This is a genomic window from Ruegeria sp. SAZD013 (genome assembly GCF_059612525.1).
This window is the reverse complement of record NZ_JBXWQT010000038.1, coordinates 208,265-227,050: the sequence shown is the minus strand read 5'-3', so window position 1 is coordinate 227,050 and position 18,786 is coordinate 208,265. Positions and strand designations below refer to the sequence as shown.

Genomic DNA, 18,786 nt, shown 5'->3' with positions numbered 1-18,786 from the left:
GTTTATGCGCTCCGCGGCTCAACAAACATCCGGCCGCGCATCTCCATGTGCAGCGCGTGGCAGAACCACTGGCAATAGAACCAGTGCACGCCCGGACGGTCGGCAATGAACGTGACCGAGGCCGTGGCCTGCGGTGCAACTTCCATCGCGATACCGAAGTTCGACAGGCAGAAGCCGTGGGTCACATCGTCCACGTCATCCAGGTTGGTGACATAAACGGTCACTTCGTCACCCTGTTTGACGGTGAACTTCTCCATGCTGAACACGGGCGCGGTCGAGGTCATGTAGACCCGCACCTTGTTGCCGTCCCGGATCGGTTCCTCGGCACCTTCGTCCAGATCGACGCCGTCAGCGGCAGCCTGCGCGCGCGCCTCTTCCCACATTGGGTCGTTGCGGTCCCAGACATTCACCGGGTTCACCTTGGACCGGTGAACAATGATCGAGTCATGCGGCTCGGCAAAGGTCGGGCCGTCATGGACCACCTTCATCTTGTCGCCGGAAATATCGATCAGCTGCTCATTTTCGGGCTTCAGCGGGCCTACGTTCAGGAAGCGGTCTTTCGAAAACTTGTTCATCGAAATCAGCCACTTGCCATCGGCTTCGGCAGTTTCACCCATCGAGGTCGAGTTGTGGCCCGGCTGGTAATGCACGTCGACCTTGTCGACGATCGGGTCAACATCAGCACCCGCATAGGCCTCGATCGCCTTGGCGATGTCCCACTTCACCACCTGGCTGTCCAGGAACAGGGTGGTATAAGCGTTGCCCTTGCCGTCGAACGCCGTGTGAAGCGGGCCAAGACCCAGCTGCGGCTCGGCGACAACAGCGGAACGCGGATCGGCGTTTTCGCTGAACAGCGCATCGACCTTTTCCACATCGATCACGGACACGGTCGGCGACAGCTTGCCGTTGATCATGATGTGTTTCTTGTCAGGCGCTGCGTTCACACCGTGTGGCGAGTTCGGGATCGGGATGTACCGGGTCAGGTTTCCACCCGCCTCTTTACGCCCGTCCACGACCTTGACGCCGTTCAGTTCCTGATAGTTCCCGGCCGCTACGGCCTCTTCGATACCTTTGAGGTTGAACACGACCACATGGTCCAGCTCGTTCTCGGTCATCTCGGCCAGGTTCATACCCATTTCCGAGTTATACGAGGTCGAGAAGGCGTATTTGCCCTGATAGTCGCAGTCGGTGTTATCGAGGTTACCCGACACCATCACCTGCCATGCAACTTCCATGGTGTCGCCGTCGATGGCAGTAAAGATGTTCACATATTGTGACGGATCATCAAGGATCTGGCCGTCATTGACCAGCGGGGCCTCGTGCTCACCGTTGGCAAAGACATAGCCGGTGCGCGGGAATTTCTGCGGACGCAGGCCGTGGATGTCATGCGCGTTCGGGATCTCGATGATCTTGTCGCATTTCATCACGTCACAGCGCACACGGGCCACGCGGGTGTTGGCCTTGTCGTTCATGAACAGATAACGGCCATCATAGGTGCCGTCGGTGAACGACATATGCGGGTGGTGCAGGTCGCCGTTGTCATAGGTGACCTTGCCGTTTGCAGCCAGGAACTCCTTGGTTTCAGGCAGCAGGCCCTCGGTCAGAACCTTCAGCGACTCGTTGGTCTGGCCCCAGCCCGTGGCCGAGCAGCGGTTGAACACCGGCACCCGCATCAGCTCGCGCATGGACGGCACGCCTAGAATGCGCAGTTCGCCGGTCTGGCCCGACGACCAGAAGCCGTAATATTCGTCCAGCTCGCCCGGCTCCAGATGCTGCTTGGCGGCAGCGCTGGCCTCTTTCGCGGTCATCAGGGTCGATCCCAGACCGGTCCCGGCGATGACGGCACCGGTGGCAGTGGCCCCCAGCATACCGCGGCGCGTGATGTTCAGTTTGTTTTCTTGGTCCGACATGGTCGTTCCTCCTTTTAGGAAACGGTTTTCGGTTTGGCGTTTGGATGGTTCGCCGGTGGTTGCCCGAGGGGGGTCTTAGGTGTGACCGACCCGGTCTTGGCCCGCCGTTTCAGTTGGCGGATAACGACGGGACATTTGTCCTCGGACTGATAGAGCACCTGACAATGCAGGCAGGTGACGCACTCGTTCGGATTGATCTCACCGGTGGGGTGGATCGCCTGAACGGGGCATTCATTGGCGCAGGTCTGACAGGGCGTGCCACAATCGTTGTAGCGGCGCAGCCAGTCGAACATGCGGATACGGGCAGGGATCGCCAGCGCTCCGCCCAGCGGGCAAAGATAGCGGCAATAGAACCGTTCGATGAACAGCCCGATCCCCAGCAGGACCAGCGCAAAGACCACAAACGGCCAGTCGCGCATGAATTTCAGAATGATCGCGGTCTTGAACGGCTCGATCTCGGCATATTGCTCGGCCAGCGGGATCGACACGAAACTCAGACCAAAAAGACCCAAAAAGATCATGTATTTCGCAGGCCAGAGCCGCTCGTTCAGACCCCAGGGCAAAGTCCATTGCGGCACTTTAAACGCCCGTGCGATCTTATTGGTCAGCTCCTGAAGCGCGCCAAACGGGCACAGCCAGCCGCAATAGGCTCCACGACCCCAGAACAACAGGGCGGCGGCCACGGCAAACCACTGGATAAAGACCAGCGGATCCAGCAGGAACGCGTCCCACGAGAACCCCGTGCGTAAACTGCCCGCCAGCGCCATCAGGTTCACCACGCTCAGCTGCGCGTTGGCATACCAGCCGATGAAGAACAGGGTCATCGTCAGGTACCCGATGCGGAACCAGTAAAAGACGCGCGCATTCATCGTGGCGTGGAACTGGAAGAAGAACGTCGCCGTCAACACCAGCAGCATGACACCAAGCCCGGCGATCTCGACAGTGCGATCCTTCCAGATGCGCTGCCACAGGGCGGCCTTGGCGGCCGCTTCGCCCGTTGCATCATCCACGACCGATGGCGCGGTGACGGGCAACAGGTACTGTTCAGGCAGTTTGTATCCCAGATCGAAGGTCAGAAAGGTCTTTTCAACCGCCCCGACGGCACGCTGCACCAGCAATTGCAGGCGGAACGGCTCGGCCGGGTCAAACTCGGCATCAGCCGGGATCTTGAAGATATCCAGTTCGGTAAAGCTGGGAGCATCTGGCGCGGCAACCTCACCCAGACGGCGCTGCTGCTTGTCAAAGAACCGCACCGAGCTGTCGCCCTGGATCAGCTGAATCCGGTCAAAGATTCCACCCCGGACATAGCCCGATCCCTTGAAGCTATAGGCCCCCCGGCCCAGAACCAGAATGGCCTGTTCGCCCTCATCCAGCCAGTTGGTCAGGTTCCGGTATTCAGCCTCACCCAGCAGTGACTTGCCGATCGACGGGACCGAAACAAGCGCCATGTGCATGTCGATGAAGGTGTCATCCGGCTCGCCCGGTTCGGGTCGCTTGATCGCGCGCTGATCCCCTGTGGCTTCAAAGGCGGCATTGACCTGCCCGACATCCAGCGTCATCCGCCGGACCGAGCCGTCTCCCGACAATGTGGTCCAGTCGTACATGGCATCCTGCGCCATGTCGACTTCGCGCTGCGGACCTCCAGCTTGTACCGGAGACAATCCACCCAGCCCCAGCGCGCGGGCCACTTTGATCCCGCCGCGCACAAGGCTGTCATCGATCACCATGATCGTCACGGTCGCGCCCGAGATAATGTCGAGGTCATGCCCCTCACCCCCGGTCTCGGCCTCTCGTTTCAGGTCAAGGCCCGCATAGCCTTCGGTCAGTTCGACCATGCGGGAATTGGGAATGCCGATCAACACGATGGGTTCGGAATGCTTGACCAGCTGAACGCCGGTCAGAACAGCGTCCGCATCAATGGCGGCAACCACGTGAATGGGTTTGCCGGAATAGCCGGTCGTGCCGACAAAGTCCGAAGTCAGAAAAGCCCATGCGATCGTCTCGCCACCCCGAAGGACAGGGGCAACCTTCACGTCGCTGCGTACCGGGCCAAACGCGTCGGCGCCTGGGGCCAGGTCAGCCGGATCGATATCAGGAAGAAAGCTGGCAAGACTGTCGGCGCGTGCACTGATTGCAACACTGCAGGACAGAACGAGGGCCAGAAGGAAATGGATTGCGCGACTTACGACCACGGCGCACCTCCGATCAATTGGGTGGACGCCATGGACGCGCGCGGGGCGCGTTCAGATTCTTCTCGGGTCGCAAACGGTGGCCCTCGGGTTTCGGGCCACAGGTGTTTGGGGCTGTACAAAATGCACTGCTCCCCATGTTCAATGCGTACATTTTGAACATTTCCGACGCTTGCGGACAGCAAAGCGCCCGGCATCGGTGCTGACGCCTTCACCGCACAAAGCGCACAGTCCGCGCATTTCGGGCAGGGCGCGGTTGGATCGTCGTGCCCTTCTTCAAGGTCAACTTGGACCCAGACCGCGCCCGCCTCCGAGCAGATCTCCACCCACATGCTCTCACCGGGACTCGCCAGCACCGGACCAAGCATTTGCAAAAGCAACAGGAAAATGCCCACCAAACCACACACCGCACGGGACACGCGATCAAACAAGCTATGCGAGGGGTGGAAGGTGGGCATTGAGAATCCAACTCGGCGTTCTTTCCCGAACCCTATGGGATTCTGTTAGGCGGAGACTTGACTTAGATCAGGTGCTCGCGAATTTGCAGCTACCCGTCAGCTTCATCCATCAACCCTCGAACCCAGCGCCCGGCCAACCATGTCGCCGGAATGCCCAACGGGATTGACCACAGGATCGCCGGAACCGGTTTTATCGCTGAGAATCCGGCACTGTGCAGGATCAGCCCGGCCAGAAACAGGTTGATAGCCACGGTCAACATGGTGGCCGGATAAAGCAGAATGGCCAGTTTCCAGACCGGCCATTTGCCCTCAGTGGCTGGTGCCTTCCGAGAAGGTGATTTTGTTCCAGACATTGTACTTCCCAGATGGTTTACGCATCGGCAGGCGGCGCACTTCTTCCAGCGTCTGCGCGTCATAAACGATCACCGCGCCGTCATCTTCCCAGATCGACACAAGCGCGTGGCGGCCATCCTTTGTGAACTCTACATGTGCCACGGTCTTGCCCGGGGCAGGGCGCAAAGTCTTTATGATTTCAAGGCTTTGCTTGTCGATCACATGCATGGCATCCTTGTTGGGGCCAAAGAAGACATCGGCCCAGACGTAAGGCGAATTCTCGTGGCTCCGCATGAAGAATCCCGGCCCTTCGGTCTTGATCCGCTTGACGGTTTCCCAAGTCCCCATGTCGATCACCGACACCGTGCCGTCAGTCAGATGCGGCGTGGCCATAACGGTCGTATCGCCATGCTTCCACGTAATCCCCGAGCCTAGATGCGGCATCCCCGGCAAGTCCAGATCGGCCACCTTGTGCCCAATAACAAGGTCGATCACCTGTCCGCCCTTGCCATCGCGCGCGGCACCCATGACGTATTCATAGCTCTGATCGAAAAAGAAATCGTCCAGATAGTCGGGCGTTGTGATCTTGCGCACCGGGAAAGGATCGGGGTTCTTGAACTGCCCTTCGATGCGAAAGTCGTGACCCAGCCCGGATTGCGGCGGGTTGGCTCCGTAGAAGACCTCCCAGATCTCGGGAACATCCTTGAGCGCCAGAACAAAGCTCTCACGCGGGGGGGCCTGATACACTGCGGATACGCGGCTGGATTTTCCCGCTTTTCCTTTGATCGCAATGACTTTTGCCACCGACAGGTCTTCGGTCGACAGCAAGGTCAGACTGTTGGGCAAATAATTCGCAACGGCCAGCCACTTGCCGTCGCCGGACATTGCGATGTTACGGCTGTTAAGCCCTGCCCGTACGCGCCCCACCTGTTGCAGGGCCCAGATGTCGTATTTCTGAACCCAGCCATCCCGGGACATGATGAATACGTAACGCCCGTCCGGGCTGAACTTCGGCCCGCCGTGAACCGCGAAGGGTGTCTCGAACCGGTCCAGAACCTCAAACGTGTCACCGTCCAGCACACTGACATGATGATCCCCGGTTTCGACCACCAGGGTGATGTTCATCGGGTCACTTGACCACACTGGCGCCTCAACGGGGATGTAACCGTCATCCAGCGTGCGGCTGTTCATGATATGGGCCTCGCCCCATTCGGGGTCGGTTTCCAGCGGTGATTTTAGCCAGCCGGCCAGCTCTTCAATCTGCAAAGCGTCAAGTTCGTGCGAGAAAGCAGGCATTTGCGTCGCCGCGCGCCCTTCGGCTATTACCGCTGCGATGCGGGGCCCGCGCATGCGCTGGAGCGTCTCGGGGATCAAGGCCGGGCCGACGCCGCCCAAGCGGTTTTCACCGTGGCAGGACGCACAATGTTCAGCATAATCCGTTGGTGCATCCGCCCAGGCACCACTAGCGCCCAGCACAGAACACATCAACACGAGCTTCATCTTTTCAAAAATACTCCCGCCGGAGGCCCCCTTAGGTGTCTCTGGCGCCCATGTCGAAGGCTCAGAGCAGACGGAACTAAAAGAATTGATGCGCCGGATCATGGCTTTTCCCCCGGAACGGCGTAACCTGCAGACGCTCGCCTGCGTCGTCAACACCGATTTCTTCGTTTGTCAGGTAACAGGCCGGATCTTCGGCCCAGGGATCACCGGTCAGTTGCAGGGCTCGGATGCGGGTGTTGCCACCGCAGACATCCTTTAGCTCGCAAGCCCCACAGCGCCCTTTAAGGGGGCGCGGACGCGTGCGCAGCATAGCCAGCATCGGATCGTCGCTGGTCCAAAGCTCGGAAAACGATGTCGTCTTAACGTTGCCTACTGTGTAATCGGACCAGTACGTGTCAGGATGGACCCGGCCCAGATTATCGATATTGGCCACGCCCAAACCGCTGGAATTTCCTCCCCAAGCGGCCAGATGCTCGCGGACATGCGCGGCCTTGTCAGCGTCGAAATGCGTACGAATCCAGTTCAGGAAATACCCCGCATCTGCGTCATTGTTGCCGGTCACGATGTCCAGCGGGCGACCGCCCGAGGCAGCCTCCCACGCGCGCTCCAACAGCAGATCCATTCCCTTGCGGGTGCGCTGATGTTCGGCATCCTCGCCGCGGTTCTTGTCACCGCGCCCGGCATAAACCAGATGCGAAAGGTAGAACTTGTCGACGCCCTCGTCGTCGCATAGCTGAAGCAGGTCCGGCAGGTGATGCTGCGTGCCTTCGGTCAGGCAAAACCGCAAGCCAACCTTGATGCCGCGCCTCTTGCATTCACGCACACCGCGCAGGGCGTCTGCAAAAGCCCCTTCAACACCGCGGAACCAGTCATTCGTGGCCCCGATCCCATCCAACGAGATGCCAACATAGTTGAATCCGACATCGGCAATCATGTCGGCGGTCTCATCATGAATTCGTGTCCCGTTGGTCGACAGCGCCAGCATCGGCACAAGGTTTCGGGCACGTTTGGCAATGTCGAAGAAATCGAACCTGTCCAGTGGTTCCCCACCCGAGAGGATCAGGGCCGGGACGCGAAACTGGCCCAGATCCTCAAGGGTTACCATGGCTTGCTCGTGGCTGAGCTCGCCCGGGAACGCAACATCCGCCGAGACGGTATAGCAATGACGGCACTTCAGATTGCAGCGCCGCGTCAGGTTCCAGATCACCACCGGCTTCACAGGGCCGGGGCGGCGTTTTCGCACCGGGGTCGGTTTGACCAGCTGGTGCATGTATTCGGTCAGGCGAAACATCGTCTCAGCCTTTCTTTTTCAGGCGCAAACCGGTCTTTTTCAGGATGCGCGTGGAATAGAGGATATCCTTGGCCCGGCAGGCGTCACCCAAGATCGCAGTGATCTGGGCGCGTTTTTCCTCGACTTCATCCCGATCCGAACCGTGAACCATGGCAAACAGGTTATAGGGCCAGTCGGGCAAGGCGCGCGGGCGTTCATAGCAATGGGTGACAAAGGGTAGAGCACCGATCTGAGCGCCCAATTCGGCGATGCGGTCATCTTCGACATCCCAGACAGTCATGCCGTTCGAGGTCATTCCCAGCTTGTAGTGGTTAGGGGCGGCTGCGATGCGGCGGATTACGCCGCGTGCTTTGAGGGCTGACAGCCTCTCAAGCAGGTCGGCTTCCTGCATCCCCAGATCATCAGCAACCTGAGCATATGGGGCGGTAACCAGCGGCAATCCGCCCTGCAGTGCTTGGATAATCTGTCTGTCTGTTGCGTCGATCATGCCGCCACCCGAAAGCCGATGTAGAATTCCTGAAGTTTGGGGAAACAAAGAACCTCGATCCCCGTTTCCCGTTCGATTGCATCGGCTGCGGCCTCGATCCCTTCGGGCGTTTCCGTGGCCAAAACGAACCACATGTTCAGCCGGTGCGTACGTTCATAATTATGGGCGACCTCGGGATGTGCATTGACTTTGGTCAGGACCGCTTCGAATTCCCCAGCCGGAACGGCCATCGCACAGAGGCAAAAGGCACCGCCCATTGCTGCGGCATCGAAAAACGGCCCAAAACGTGTGATGACACGGGACTCTTTCATGCGCGTCAGGCGTGCCAGTAATTCGGCCTCGGTCAGTCCAAGTTCTTTGGCGACTGTTGCGTAAGGATGTGAAACCAGTGGCAGATCGTCCTGCATACGGTTCAGAATCGCACGGTCGGTTTGGTCCAGCGTCATGCGGCGACCTCCTTGGTTTGAATCAGCGCACCGGTCTGCTTGAAGCAGCGGGTTGAGAACAGAACCTTGTTCCGTGCACCCGTCAGTTCGGGCAAGGCCGTCGCACGGGCCAGTACGTCCAATGCTTCGCTGCGGGACCGCGCGTGGATCATGGAATACAGGCGATATGGCCACACACCGGGCACCGGGTTGCGCTCGTAACACAATGTCACACCGGGGAAAGCCGCCAAAGCGGGGCCGGCTGTGTCGATCTGCTCTGCTGGCAAGTCCCAGACAACCATCGCATTGGCGGACCAGCCAAGAGCCCGGTGACGTACGATGACGCCCAGCCGCGAAATGATACCGGCAGTATGCAACGCGATGACTCGCGCCATCACATCATCAACGTCCCGGTTCAGTGAATGTGCCAAATCTGCATAAGGTTCGGCGACCAGAGACAAACCCGAGCTCAGCGTCTGCAGCAGACACCGATCACCCTCGCGCATCGCAGACGCATCCACCTGACGTGCTGTGGGCACGGTTTTGACCCCGCCGATCATGCGGAACCCGAGATCAACGTTGAAAGGGCGCACCAGCCGCAAATCCAGAACACGCAGCCCGGTGACCCGGCTGATCCGTGTGAGGGTATCATCCACATGTGCCCGATCAGGGCCGGTTGCGACGAACCAGAGGTTCCAGGCGTCCTCGCGCTGATAATTGTGGTTTACACCCGGTTCGGCGTCGATCAGGGCGGCGACCTCCTCCAGCCGCTCCTCCGGGACGGAGACTGCCGCCAGAGTACTGGCCGTCACCACGCCGGGTGTAATGGTTGCGCCAACCCGCGTGATGCGGCCCGTGGTGCGCATTCTGGTCAGGCGGTGGATGACTTCGCTTTCGTCAAGCCCAACTGCGTTTCCAAGAACCTGAAACGGGCGTTCGATTACCGGGAAATCGCGCTGAAATTCATCCAGCAAGCGGCGGTCGATCGGGTCTGTAATGTGTTGCATGACTTACAGACCCGTTTTGTGCGCACGCGCGGTAAAGAAGATGCCTGACGGGCTTTCGGCCTCGATCTCACGCAGTTTTTCGAAACTACGCGTGTCATAAACCATGACCTTGTTCGCATCGCGCACACTGATCCAGACTTCGTGCCCGCGTGGTGTGAACTCCATGTGCAAAACGGCCGGGCCGGGCTTGAACTCGTGAATTATCTGTTTGCTGACAGTATCGATGACCTGAATGGTATCGTTCAGCGGGTGGGCAAAGTTAACCCAGACCTGTCGCCCGTCCGGGCGGGCCATGGCAAAGACCGGCTGTCCGTGGGTTTGTGTGCGTCCGGTCTCGGTCAGAGTGGCGGCGTCTACCCACAAAACCTCATGGTGGCCAACGGCGGGCAAGACGAATTCGGACCCTGTCAGCGCCCAACCTTCCAGATGGGGCATCTTGTAGACCGGCATTTCCTCCTGACCACGGCCATAGCCGGGCAGAACGCGGATCGGTTCCGGGTTGTCGGACCACAGGTCAAGCGCGGTCAGGCCATCCTCGCCAAACAGGCCGGCGATATAGGTGCGGCCATTGGCAGTGATTAGCGCGTCATAGGGGTTCTTGCCGATATCGGTGATCCTGGTGATCTCAGGCGCCCCCTGTGCAAAATCCGCGATCCATGTTTCGCCCGTGTCCCACATGGTGAAAACGAAGCGGCGGCCCGGCGCGTCGACCAGACCAATCGTTTTGCTGCCAGTGGGAATGTCAGCCACCATCTCCAGCGTTTGCGCATCAAACACGCGCACACCGCCGGGTTCGTAATTCGATACCGCCACAAGCGTACCGTCGTCCGAGATCGCGCCGCCAATGGCGTTTCCGGACTGCACAACGCGGTTCACGATCTGGCGGGTGACAATGTCAACCTTGGTCAGGCCACCGTCGCGGCCAAAGACATAAGCAAAACGTTCATCCGGTGAATAGACCAACGAGGCGTGGGACAAGTCGCCCAATCCTTCTATCCGGGCCAGAGCGGCACGGTCGGACTGGTCCACCAACAGGACCGATCCGCTGGCACGTTCGATCACCAGCCCAAGGTCTCCTGTCGCCATCGGCTCGGCCTGGGCCGCGGTCATCATCAATGTCGCCGCAAGGCTGAGGATAAGGTATTTCATCGTGCCTCCTGTTCCAGCAGGTATCGGGCAATCCATTCGGCCTCTTCTTCGCTGATCAGAGGCCGCCACGGGGGCATCGCCGTATCGGGGATGCCGTCAAGGATGACGCCGGTCAAAACCTCGGCGTCATAATGCTCCAGTGTTTTCGAGCGCAGATCGGGCCCCAGGCCGCCTTTCAGCGACAGCCCATGGCACGAACCGCAATCCTGATGCACAAGTCTTTTCAGTGCGTTGGGATCAATAACATCGGCAGCAAAGGCGGACGTTGCAGCCAGAACCGCAGTTGTCAGAAAGGTTCGGGCGACCCACCCCGTGCGGCCAGGCACATTTCTGTTCGGCGCGGGGCACGGCACATGTTTTCTGCACCCCAGCTTAGCCATGGGCCCGTTCCAGAATGTCCGCCACGGGCTGTTCGGCATAAAGTGAAACAACCTTGCCGATGATGAAAAGCGTTGGCGCCTTCAGCCCGGAGGTGCGCACGTCGTTGGCCAATTGGTCCAGCCGTGACACCAGCCGGCGTTCATCAGGTGTCGTTGCATTTCCGATGGCCAGAACCGGCGTCGATCCCGGCAGGTTTTCGGTCATCAGCCCCATGGCGATCTGGCCGATGTTGGCCACTCCCATATAGACCACCAGCGTCGTGTCTGGGTCGGCCAGGCGTTTCCAGTCCAGATCCAGCACTTTGTCTGCCTGCCGGTGTCCGGTGACATATTGAACCGAGGTGGCCAGACCGCGATGGGTCAGCGGCACGCCGGTCGAGCAGGACGCGCCCTGCGCCGCCGTTATCCCCGGTGCGTATTCGACCGCCACGCCATGGGCCATCAGATAAGCGGCTTCTTCCGAGCCGCGGCCAAAGATCATCGGATCGCCACCTTTCAGACGGGCGACCGTGTGACCTGCGCTGGCCTCTTCCAGAAGGATTTCGTTGATCCGGTCCTGTGGGACGGTGTGGCATTTGGGCGCTTTCCCAACAGGGATCAGCCGCGCGCCTTCGGCGTGCAGATTCAGGATGTCGGCAGACACCAGTCTGTCATAGACCACCACATCTGCTTCCTGCAGCATTCGCAGGGCACGCAGCGTCATTAGTTCAGGGTCGCCGGGGCCTGCACCTATCAGAAAAACCTTACCGCTCATGTTCAAACTCGCTGGGTCTGAATGTCTTCGAAACCCGGGGTTTCCTGCGCGAGTCCAATGCTTTTGCGGGACGTTGCTGGGTAGGCCGGGCGTGTCATGAGGGCAGATTGGCGCAATCGAAAACCAACCTCCTTGACATAAGTTAAGGAGCGCGGGATTTGCGCCCGCGCTCCGTTTTCAGCCTGTAGGAATAGCTCAGATCAGGGCTCGACAGTGATCATCCCGATCATGTTCTGTGTCTCCCAATGGGGCCCGCAGAGATAATCCTGAGGTCCCGGTGTCAGGAAGGTTATTTCAACCGTTTCTTCCGGGAACAGCCGGTCGCTTTCGGGTTCGCTGCCATCTTTGAGCAACACACTGTGGCTGGTGCGCTTGTCGACGTTCACCCATCGGACAGTTGTACCTGCCTTTACGGTCAGTTCGAACGGGCAGAAATTGTAGTTGTACATCAAAACCACCTTGGCGTCCTCGACCGAGGCCGAGGGGTGTCCGAACAGCTCGACATAACGCTCTTCAGCTTCAGCACAGATTTCGGCGGTTTTATCTGACCAGGCTGGCGCGGCAAGAAGCAGCAGCGCGGGAAGAAGGCGGTGGGGTTTCATGGTCCATGTCTCCTTTCCAAGGTGTTTGGGGCCGGGTGAACCGGCCCCAAACTGTTATTGCTTGACCACGTTGATAAGCGCGCTGTCATCATCCAGCGCAAGGCTGGTGTTCAGCGTCACGTGATGGAACCTTGCGTTGGCGAAATCGTCATGAATGGCAAAACCGACGGTATAGGTCCGGCCTGCCTCCAGTGGAATGTCGCCCGGCGCGCCCGAGTTCAGCGGACGTGTGAAGACAACAGTCCACACGCCACCTGACAGGTTTGCCGAGGCCGCGATCTCACCATCATTGACCACACGCTGTTCCAGCAGATAGCCATTTGTGGCGCTGCCGTCCGCGTAGACACGCATCAGGTCAAGATAGGTGCCATCAGCCAGATACTGTTCGATCTGTTCTGCGGCCTGCAACTTGTCCCAACCGCCCAAAGCCTTGCCGCCCCTGCCTTTGATTTCGATCTCGGTGCGGCTTTCGCTGAGGTACTTGGTCACGGTGTCCTGAGCGGTCAGGCGACCGGAAACATCCCCGTTTGCGGCTATTGCATCCGCCTCAGGCGCAAAGGGCATATAGGTGTTGTCGGCGTGGCACGACGCCCAGCACCCGACCTGATCGCCCAGCTCAATGCCGGTTCCGGTGATCATCATAGCGACCTTGATTTGGTTTTCGGGGTCCATTTTGCCGCCATCAACAAACGGAGCAGGGTTGTGCCCTGAATCCGGCCATTGCAGACGGATGTACAGGTTTTCGTCATCATGTGCCGCCTGAACGGTTGCGTCGATCACACCGCGTTTGCCGGGGATCGGAGTGGGTTCCAGCTCGCCACCAGCAACGATCTTGTTACCAATCGCATCCAGTTCCTTGGCATGACAGGTCGAACATTGATCGCCACCTTTGGTCAGCGGACGGGCCCCGCCATGGGTTTTTCCGTTCTGCACCCATTCAAAGGACGCCTGGCCTGGATAGAACAGTTTCAGTTCCGCACTGGCCACCGCATTCCATTCGATGTTGCCACCGACATCGCCGCTTTCACTGCCGGCAGGTGTTGTCGAACCATCGGTTGCAGCCGTTGCCCGCTCTTCCGCGACAGCCGCGTCAACTGCTGCCGCAATCTGGGCCTGAACGGCCTCCTGCTGGGCTTTCTTTGCAGCTTTCTCAGCCTCGGCCTCGGCAGCTTCCTTGGCTTCGATCCGCTCAAGACTGGCAAGGTATTCTGGCGGTATTTGTCGGATGAAGGCCGGATTTGGCGCCTCAAGCTCCTCCAGATACTCGTCGGTTGCGCGGTCTCGGATGTTCGAGTGGGCAATGCCCTTGTGGCAGTCGATACAGGTCTGACCGGTTTCCATTGCGTTCAGGTGCTGCTGACGCGCACGGGGACGCTGGAATTCGGGCATCATCGATTCAAAGTCATGGCAGTTTCGACATTCACGCGAGTCCGTCGATTTCATCCTCTCCCACTCATTCATGGCAAGATGAATGCGCTTGGCTTCAAATTTCTCGCGGGTGTTGATGGTGCCGACCATCTTTCCATAAAGCTCTTTCGAGGCTTTTATTTTGCGGATGATTTTGTGGGTCCAGTCCTTGGGCACGTGACAGTCCGAGCAGACCGCACCAACGCCCGACCGGTTCACGTCGTGGATCGTGCCCTGGTATTCCGCATAAACAAAATCTCGCATCTCGTGGCACGAGACACAGAATTCCTTGGTATTCGTGGCTTCCATGGCGGTGTTGAACCCACCCCAGAAGATGATGCCGGCGGCGAAAGCCGCAGCAATACCGGCCACGGGCATTCCCCACAGGAAATACCGGCGCCAGATCGGTTTTTTCTTATCCGGTTCGGAAGTCATATCCGGGCTCCGTTTTGGCTGTCTTTTCTGGCCTTAGGTGGCAGGCCGGTGAGTTTGGCGGATCTGTCAAACGAGGAAAGGGCGGGCGAGGGGCCCGCCCTTTCCGGTTTAGGTTGCGAACCCGTCAGGTGACGTGGTTCGACCGGTTGTAGACATTGAATTTGCCGGTCGGGGCGTAAAGTCCGTCAATCCGACCGATCTCTTCCAATGTCTTGGCGTCGAAGATCACAATCTGACCGTTGGGTTCCTTCGAGTCCGACAGGTTCCACTTGGAAACCCAGACCTCGGTACCATCGGCGTTGAATTCGAAGTGAACAGCGGCACTGCCTTCGTCTTCGGTGATCTGGATCGTTTTCACGATCTCGCCGGTCTCTTTCGAGATGACCTGAACCGATTGTTGAATTTCCGGCTCGGGGTGTTTGGTCTGGTCAGCCCAGATGTAATCCGAGTTCGGGTGGGTGCGGACAAACAGGCCGGGGCCGTCGGTTTCCACCTCGTAACAGGTTTTCCACGCCTGATCCGGGTGGCCTTCTGGGTCGTTGCCCCAGACTGTCACGGTACCGACACCCAGGTGGGTTGTGCCCGCCACAGGTCCGCAGTTTGGGTCAATCCAGTTCGCGCCCGGGCCGGGGTGCGGCAGGGCAGCGGTGTCGATCATAGCCTCAAGCTTGTGCGTTTCAGTATCGACAACGACCATCTTGTTCGATGCGTTAGCCGCGATTTGGAAGTACCGGCCTGTCGGGTCGAAGAACCCGTCATGCAGGAATTTGGCCGAGTTGATCTTGTCGATCCGCAAGTTGTCGAGGTCGGTGTAGTCAACCTGCCAGAGCTGCCCCAGCTCTTTCACGGCAACGATCCAGGTGGGTTCGTTCGGCGTGGTGTAGATAGCGGCCACACGGGCTTCTTCCACATACTCGCCATCTACGTTGGTGCCACGGGTCGATACGACTTTGACCGGCTCCATGGTCTGCGCGTCAACGATTGCAAAGTGAGGCGGCCAGTACCCACCGCCGATGACGTATTTGCCGTCACCGGACACGGCGACATCGCGCGCGTCATAGGCGATCTTGACTTCCGAAACCAGCATCTTGTCCGGCGTCTGCCAGAGGTCGATCTTGGTCATCTTGCCGTCACGGCCCATTGTATACCAGAAACGGCCCGGCGTTTCGGGTTCGGTGATGTTGTGATGCTCCGAAGCCTTCAGGACGTGCACGGCATAGCCGGTCGGAATATGCGTCAGCACTTCTTTCGTGTCGCCGTCAATGACTGCAACCTTGCCGACGTCACGTTCGATGACGACAAAGAAGTTTTCCCAGTTGCGGCCGTGCAGCGGTTCGGTCGGATAGTCCGCTTCTTCGACGTAGACCTTGCGGGTTGCCTTCATCTGTTCCAGCGACATTTCAGGCGGCTTTGGGGCCTCCATCATGATGTATGTCGCCATATCCTTGATTTCCTGCTCAGACATGATGTCCGAGAAGTTGTTCATCCCGCCTTCAGTTCCCCAGGCGATGATTTTCTCAAGGCGTTCCTGACCCAGTTTCAGGGTGCCGCCTTCGGTTACGGTGCCGTCGGCTGCGGTCTTCTTCCAATGCGGTTCCAGGTTTTTACCGGTAGCGCCTTTGCGCAAAACCCCGTGGCAGCCTGCACATTGTTCAAAGTACAGTTGTTTCGAAGCTTCAAAGGCTTCGTCGCTAAGTGTTGGCTCGTCGGCAAAAGCTGGAGCAGCGACGCTGCCCAACAACATTGCCAATCCGACCCCAAAAGCGCGGCCGGTCTTGTTGTAGCTGATTCCAAGTGACATGATCACTCTCCATTTGCGTGGTGAGGCAATGCGGAGACTGATCCATCACGGGATTGTCATCCTTGACCAAAGTCAACGGGCGCGGCGCTAACTTCGTTCTTTGGACAAAAACCAGGTGCAGATTTCAGCAATAAAACCTGTTTTTTTCGCACATGTTTTTGACGTCTTGATTTCGGTTAAGTGCCCCAATCCCGTCGGACAGTACTGCTTGTTGAAGGACGAGATGGGCCATGGAGAGCAGGCATGTCATCTGCAATATCGCGCATTTTCAGCGAAGGATTTCGGGTATTTTTCCTTTCCGCCGGTCTTTATGGCGTATTTGCTGGTGTCGCCTGGGGTATTTGGCTGGCCTCACTGGATGGGCTTTTACCTTATGACGAGCAAAGTTATGGAATGCCCCCGGTTATGTGGCATGCCCATGAGATGATTTTTGGCTATGCAACAGCAGCGCTGGGTGGGTTCTTTCTGACGGCAGTTCCGAACTGGACCGGGACGCCCGAAGTGCGGGCGCGTTTTGTCACGGTCGTAGCGCTGATCTGGATGGCGGGGCGGCTGGCTGTGTGGTTATCAGGGTCGCTCTCTCCGACTACCGTCGCAATTATCGACCTGAGCTTTGTTCCAATTCTTGTCCTGAAAATTGCCAGCCAGCTGGTACGCAGGCCCAAGCCACAGAACATGATATTTATTTATCTTCTGAGTTTGGTATGGGTGGCCAACCTGATGGTTCATCTGGAATGGATTGGACTCACCACAGACACGTTGAATACCGGGGTGCGCGCAGGGCTGCTGACCTTGTGTTCAATGATAGCGATACTGGGGGGGCGTATCACTCCAGCCTTTACGCGCAATGCAATGAAACGCGACGGTGTGCCCGAAGCCCTGTGGCCGGCTTCAAACGCGGCGCTGGAAAAGGCCGTGATGGCGCTTGCCCTTGTGCTGCCGTTGTTGGTGCTGAGCTTGGGCAGTGTTTCCTTGGCGGGTATCTGCGCGTTGTTGCTGGGCGGCGCCCAGCTGATGCGCATGGCACGGTGGAGAGCGGGTTGGGCGCTGCGGCAGCCGATCCTGATTGCTTTGCACCTGGGCCTGATGATGCTGGCCCTTGGGTTGTTGCTGTGGGGGTCTGCCGTCATCGGATATGGTAATGAGATCGGCGCGCTTCACATTTTGGGGATCGGGTGCGTTGGTGGCATGACCCTTGCCGTCATGAGCCGCGCCGCCCTTGGTCACAGCGGCCGGCCCCTTGTTGCACCGTCGCCAATGGCGGTCGGATACGGGCTGATGGCGGCGGCGGCTTTGGTCCGCTGGTTGGGGTCCGGGCTGGCAGGTGGATATATGACGGCCATGCTGACGGCTGACGGGTTATGGATTGCCGCAATCGGGTTGTACCTGTTTGCCATGTGGCCCGCGCTGACAGGCCCGCGCGCAGCGAAGCACGGCTGACACGGAACCTTAACCGCGTATTGCTATTCAGAATATCAAGGGGCGTTCGTTTTTTACATGGCGGGACACGAGCGCACGAGCGCGTCTTCCGTTTTCAGGTATGTGCCGCACAGCTTGAGGAACGTACCTTGGGGTCTCAAGTTCCGGAAACAAGTCGAAGATTTCCGCCCTTGCTTCTGGGGGAACGCTGGACAGAGCCTGTGCGCCGACAAAAAGGCTTTCTGACTGGGCACCTTCTGCGTAGATGATTTCATGGCGGTCGAACAAAAGATGGAAATATGTGACTGTCACGGTGTCATCTGCAACGCTGATACCAGGGCTGGCGGCAAGAATACGAGCGGGAACCAGGATTTCCTCTGCGTCGAACATTCTGACGGCGATTCGGGATCGAACCAGCATGCGGTGCTGTGGCGAAACAAGCAGGTCGCGTTTTGGCAAGTCACACCCCAAGGCCCCGGCCTTGATGAGGATTGGAAGCAGCTTGGGTTTTTTCACCAGCTCTTCATGCGATAGGTTTCGCGTTCCGATCCAACGTATGTGTTGCGGTCCATTGTCGGCAGTGACGACCATGTCACCCACCTTCAGATCCTCGATGGGTATCGGACCTTCTGGCGTCATGATAAGTGTTCCGGCAGCAAAGCACGGCACGTCAATAATGGCAGCAGGGTCAGTTGTGTCGGGCGCATTGGTCGGCGTGACATTCACGATGTTCATCGAGTAGGTCGTACCGGGCACAAGAGGTTCAGAGGTAATATAGCCGCCCAATACGCCGTCAACTTCGACGCGATATACAGTAATTGTGCCTCCGCCTGGTTTGGACAGAATGTAGGATTCTTCCAGGTATATTGAGCCACTCAAAAAGGTGGTCGAACCATCGAGGGTGGTGATAGTACCGGTCTGCGTCAGGTCATCGCCGTCTTCGTCGTCAAAGCGGTCACCGTTGAAAACATCCCCTGTATCGACAACAGGTGCTCCACCTCCGTTTTGAATAAAACCACCAGCTGCGTCAGTCACACTAAACAAACGACGATCCGTGTCGGGATCAAAATTGACATCCAACGTAACCGTGTCCGGCCCAATCGTATTCACCGTGATTACACCAGGGGTATAACCGATATAGGAATAGTTCGCCATTTTCACCCATCAATCATTGAAACGGAATTTTTCACCTTTTTCTCAGGTGGTTGAATAGGTCCTTCATGTCAAAAAGTCGACGCG

16 protein-coding genes are annotated in these 18,786 nt (G+C 58.4%); 1 reads left to right on the top strand and 15 read right to left on the bottom strand.

The features are described 5' to 3' along the window. Window positions 1–2: 2 nt before the first annotated feature. The 14 genes from nosZ to AC2FLU_RS19495 all read right to left on the bottom strand — a co-directional run bounded on the left by nosZ (window position 3) and on the right by AC2FLU_RS19495 (window position 16,128). A complete protein-coding gene (gene nosZ, locus AC2FLU_RS19560; RefSeq protein ID WP_480484303.1) occupies window positions 3–1,910 on the bottom strand; it encodes a TAT-dependent nitrous-oxide reductase in 1,908 nt (635 codons plus the stop codon). 14 nt (window positions 1,911–1,924) lie between these two features. After that, the gene (locus AC2FLU_RS19555) at window positions 1,925–4,102 is read right to left on the bottom strand and encodes a 4Fe-4S binding protein (protein WP_496809439.1); all 2,178 of its coding nucleotides are present in this window, start codon (window positions 4,100–4,102) and stop codon (window positions 1,925–1,927) included. 544 nt (window positions 4,103–4,646) lie between these two features. Continuing rightward, a complete protein-coding gene (locus AC2FLU_RS19550) occupies window positions 4,647–4,910 on the bottom strand; it encodes a hypothetical protein (protein WP_480494072.1) in 264 nt (87 codons plus the stop codon). Continuing rightward, a complete protein-coding gene (locus tag AC2FLU_RS19545) occupies window positions 4,867–6,390 on the bottom strand; it encodes a cytochrome D1 domain-containing protein (RefSeq protein ID WP_480520481.1) in 1,524 nt (507 codons plus the stop codon). The genes AC2FLU_RS19550 and AC2FLU_RS19545 overlap by 44 nt, the downstream gene beginning before the upstream one ends. A gap of 76 nt (window positions 6,391–6,466) precedes the next feature. Further along, on the bottom strand, window positions 6,467–7,681 hold the full coding sequence (gene nirJ, locus AC2FLU_RS19540; RefSeq protein ID WP_496715975.1) for a heme d1 biosynthesis radical SAM protein NirJ: 1,215 nt from the start codon (window positions 7,679–7,681) through the stop codon (window positions 6,467–6,469). Between the two features lie 4 nt (window positions 7,682–7,685). Next, a complete protein-coding gene (ahbB, locus tag AC2FLU_RS19535) occupies window positions 7,686–8,168 on the bottom strand; it encodes a siroheme decarboxylase subunit beta (protein ID WP_480494078.1) in 483 nt (160 codons plus the stop codon). Beyond that, complete coding sequence (locus AC2FLU_RS19530; protein ID WP_480520488.1) at window positions 8,165–8,614, bottom strand: Lrp/AsnC family transcriptional regulator; 450 nt, start codon at window positions 8,612–8,614, stop codon at window positions 8,165–8,167. Before AC2FLU_RS19530 ends, ahbB (AC2FLU_RS19535) begins: the two co-directional genes overlap by 4 nt. After that, window positions 8,611–9,600 (bottom strand): siroheme decarboxylase subunit beta, encoded by a 990-nt coding sequence (gene ahbB / locus AC2FLU_RS19525; protein WP_480520490.1) that lies wholly within the window; start codon window positions 9,598–9,600, stop codon window positions 8,611–8,613. Before ahbB (AC2FLU_RS19525) ends, AC2FLU_RS19530 begins: the two co-directional genes overlap by 4 nt. Before the next feature lie 3 nt (window positions 9,601–9,603). Then, window positions 9,604–10,749 carry a cytochrome D1 domain-containing protein gene (locus AC2FLU_RS19520; protein WP_480555372.1) on the bottom strand — a complete coding sequence of 382 codons (1,146 nt, stop codon included), beginning with the start codon at window positions 10,747–10,749 and terminating at the stop codon, window positions 9,604–9,606. After that, window positions 10,746–11,075 carry a c-type cytochrome gene (locus AC2FLU_RS19515; RefSeq protein ID WP_480477375.1) on the bottom strand — a complete coding sequence of 110 codons (330 nt, stop codon included), beginning with the start codon at window positions 11,073–11,075 and terminating at the stop codon, window positions 10,746–10,748. Before AC2FLU_RS19515 ends, AC2FLU_RS19520 begins: the two co-directional genes overlap by 4 nt. 46 nt (window positions 11,076–11,121) lie before the next feature. Continuing rightward, a complete protein-coding gene (cobA, locus tag AC2FLU_RS19510) occupies window positions 11,122–11,883 on the bottom strand; it encodes a uroporphyrinogen-III C-methyltransferase (protein ID WP_480520492.1) in 762 nt (253 codons plus the stop codon). Window positions 11,884–12,083: 200 nt separating this feature from the next. Then, window positions 12,084–12,485, bottom strand: coding sequence for a cupredoxin domain-containing protein (locus AC2FLU_RS19505; protein ID WP_496812088.1), 402 nt, complete (start codon window positions 12,483–12,485; stop codon window positions 12,084–12,086). A gap of 54 nt (window positions 12,486–12,539) precedes the next feature. After that, window positions 12,540–14,327, bottom strand: a complete 1,788-nt coding sequence (locus AC2FLU_RS19500) for a NapC/NirT family cytochrome c (RefSeq protein ID WP_496809438.1) — start codon at window positions 14,325–14,327, stop codon at window positions 12,540–12,542. Between the two features lie 124 nt (window positions 14,328–14,451). Further along, window positions 14,452–16,128: a cytochrome D1 domain-containing protein gene (locus tag AC2FLU_RS19495; protein ID WP_480477367.1), complete on the bottom strand. Its 1,677-nt coding sequence runs from the start codon at window positions 16,126–16,128 to the stop codon at window positions 14,452–14,454. Between the two features lie 243 nt (window positions 16,129–16,371). On the opposite strand from AC2FLU_RS19495, the gene AC2FLU_RS19490 reads away from it, so the two are divergent. Next, a complete protein-coding gene (locus tag AC2FLU_RS19490) occupies window positions 16,372–17,568 on the top strand; it encodes an NnrS family protein (RefSeq protein WP_496812087.1) in 1,197 nt (398 codons plus the stop codon). Window positions 17,569–17,595: 27 nt separating this feature from the next. Here AC2FLU_RS19490 and AC2FLU_RS19485 read toward each other — a convergent pair whose 3' ends face one another. Continuing rightward, complete coding sequence (locus AC2FLU_RS19485; RefSeq protein ID WP_496812086.1) at window positions 17,596–18,702, bottom strand: Hint domain-containing protein; 1,107 nt, start codon at window positions 18,700–18,702, stop codon at window positions 17,596–17,598. Window positions 18,703–18,786 lie beyond the last annotated feature (84 nt).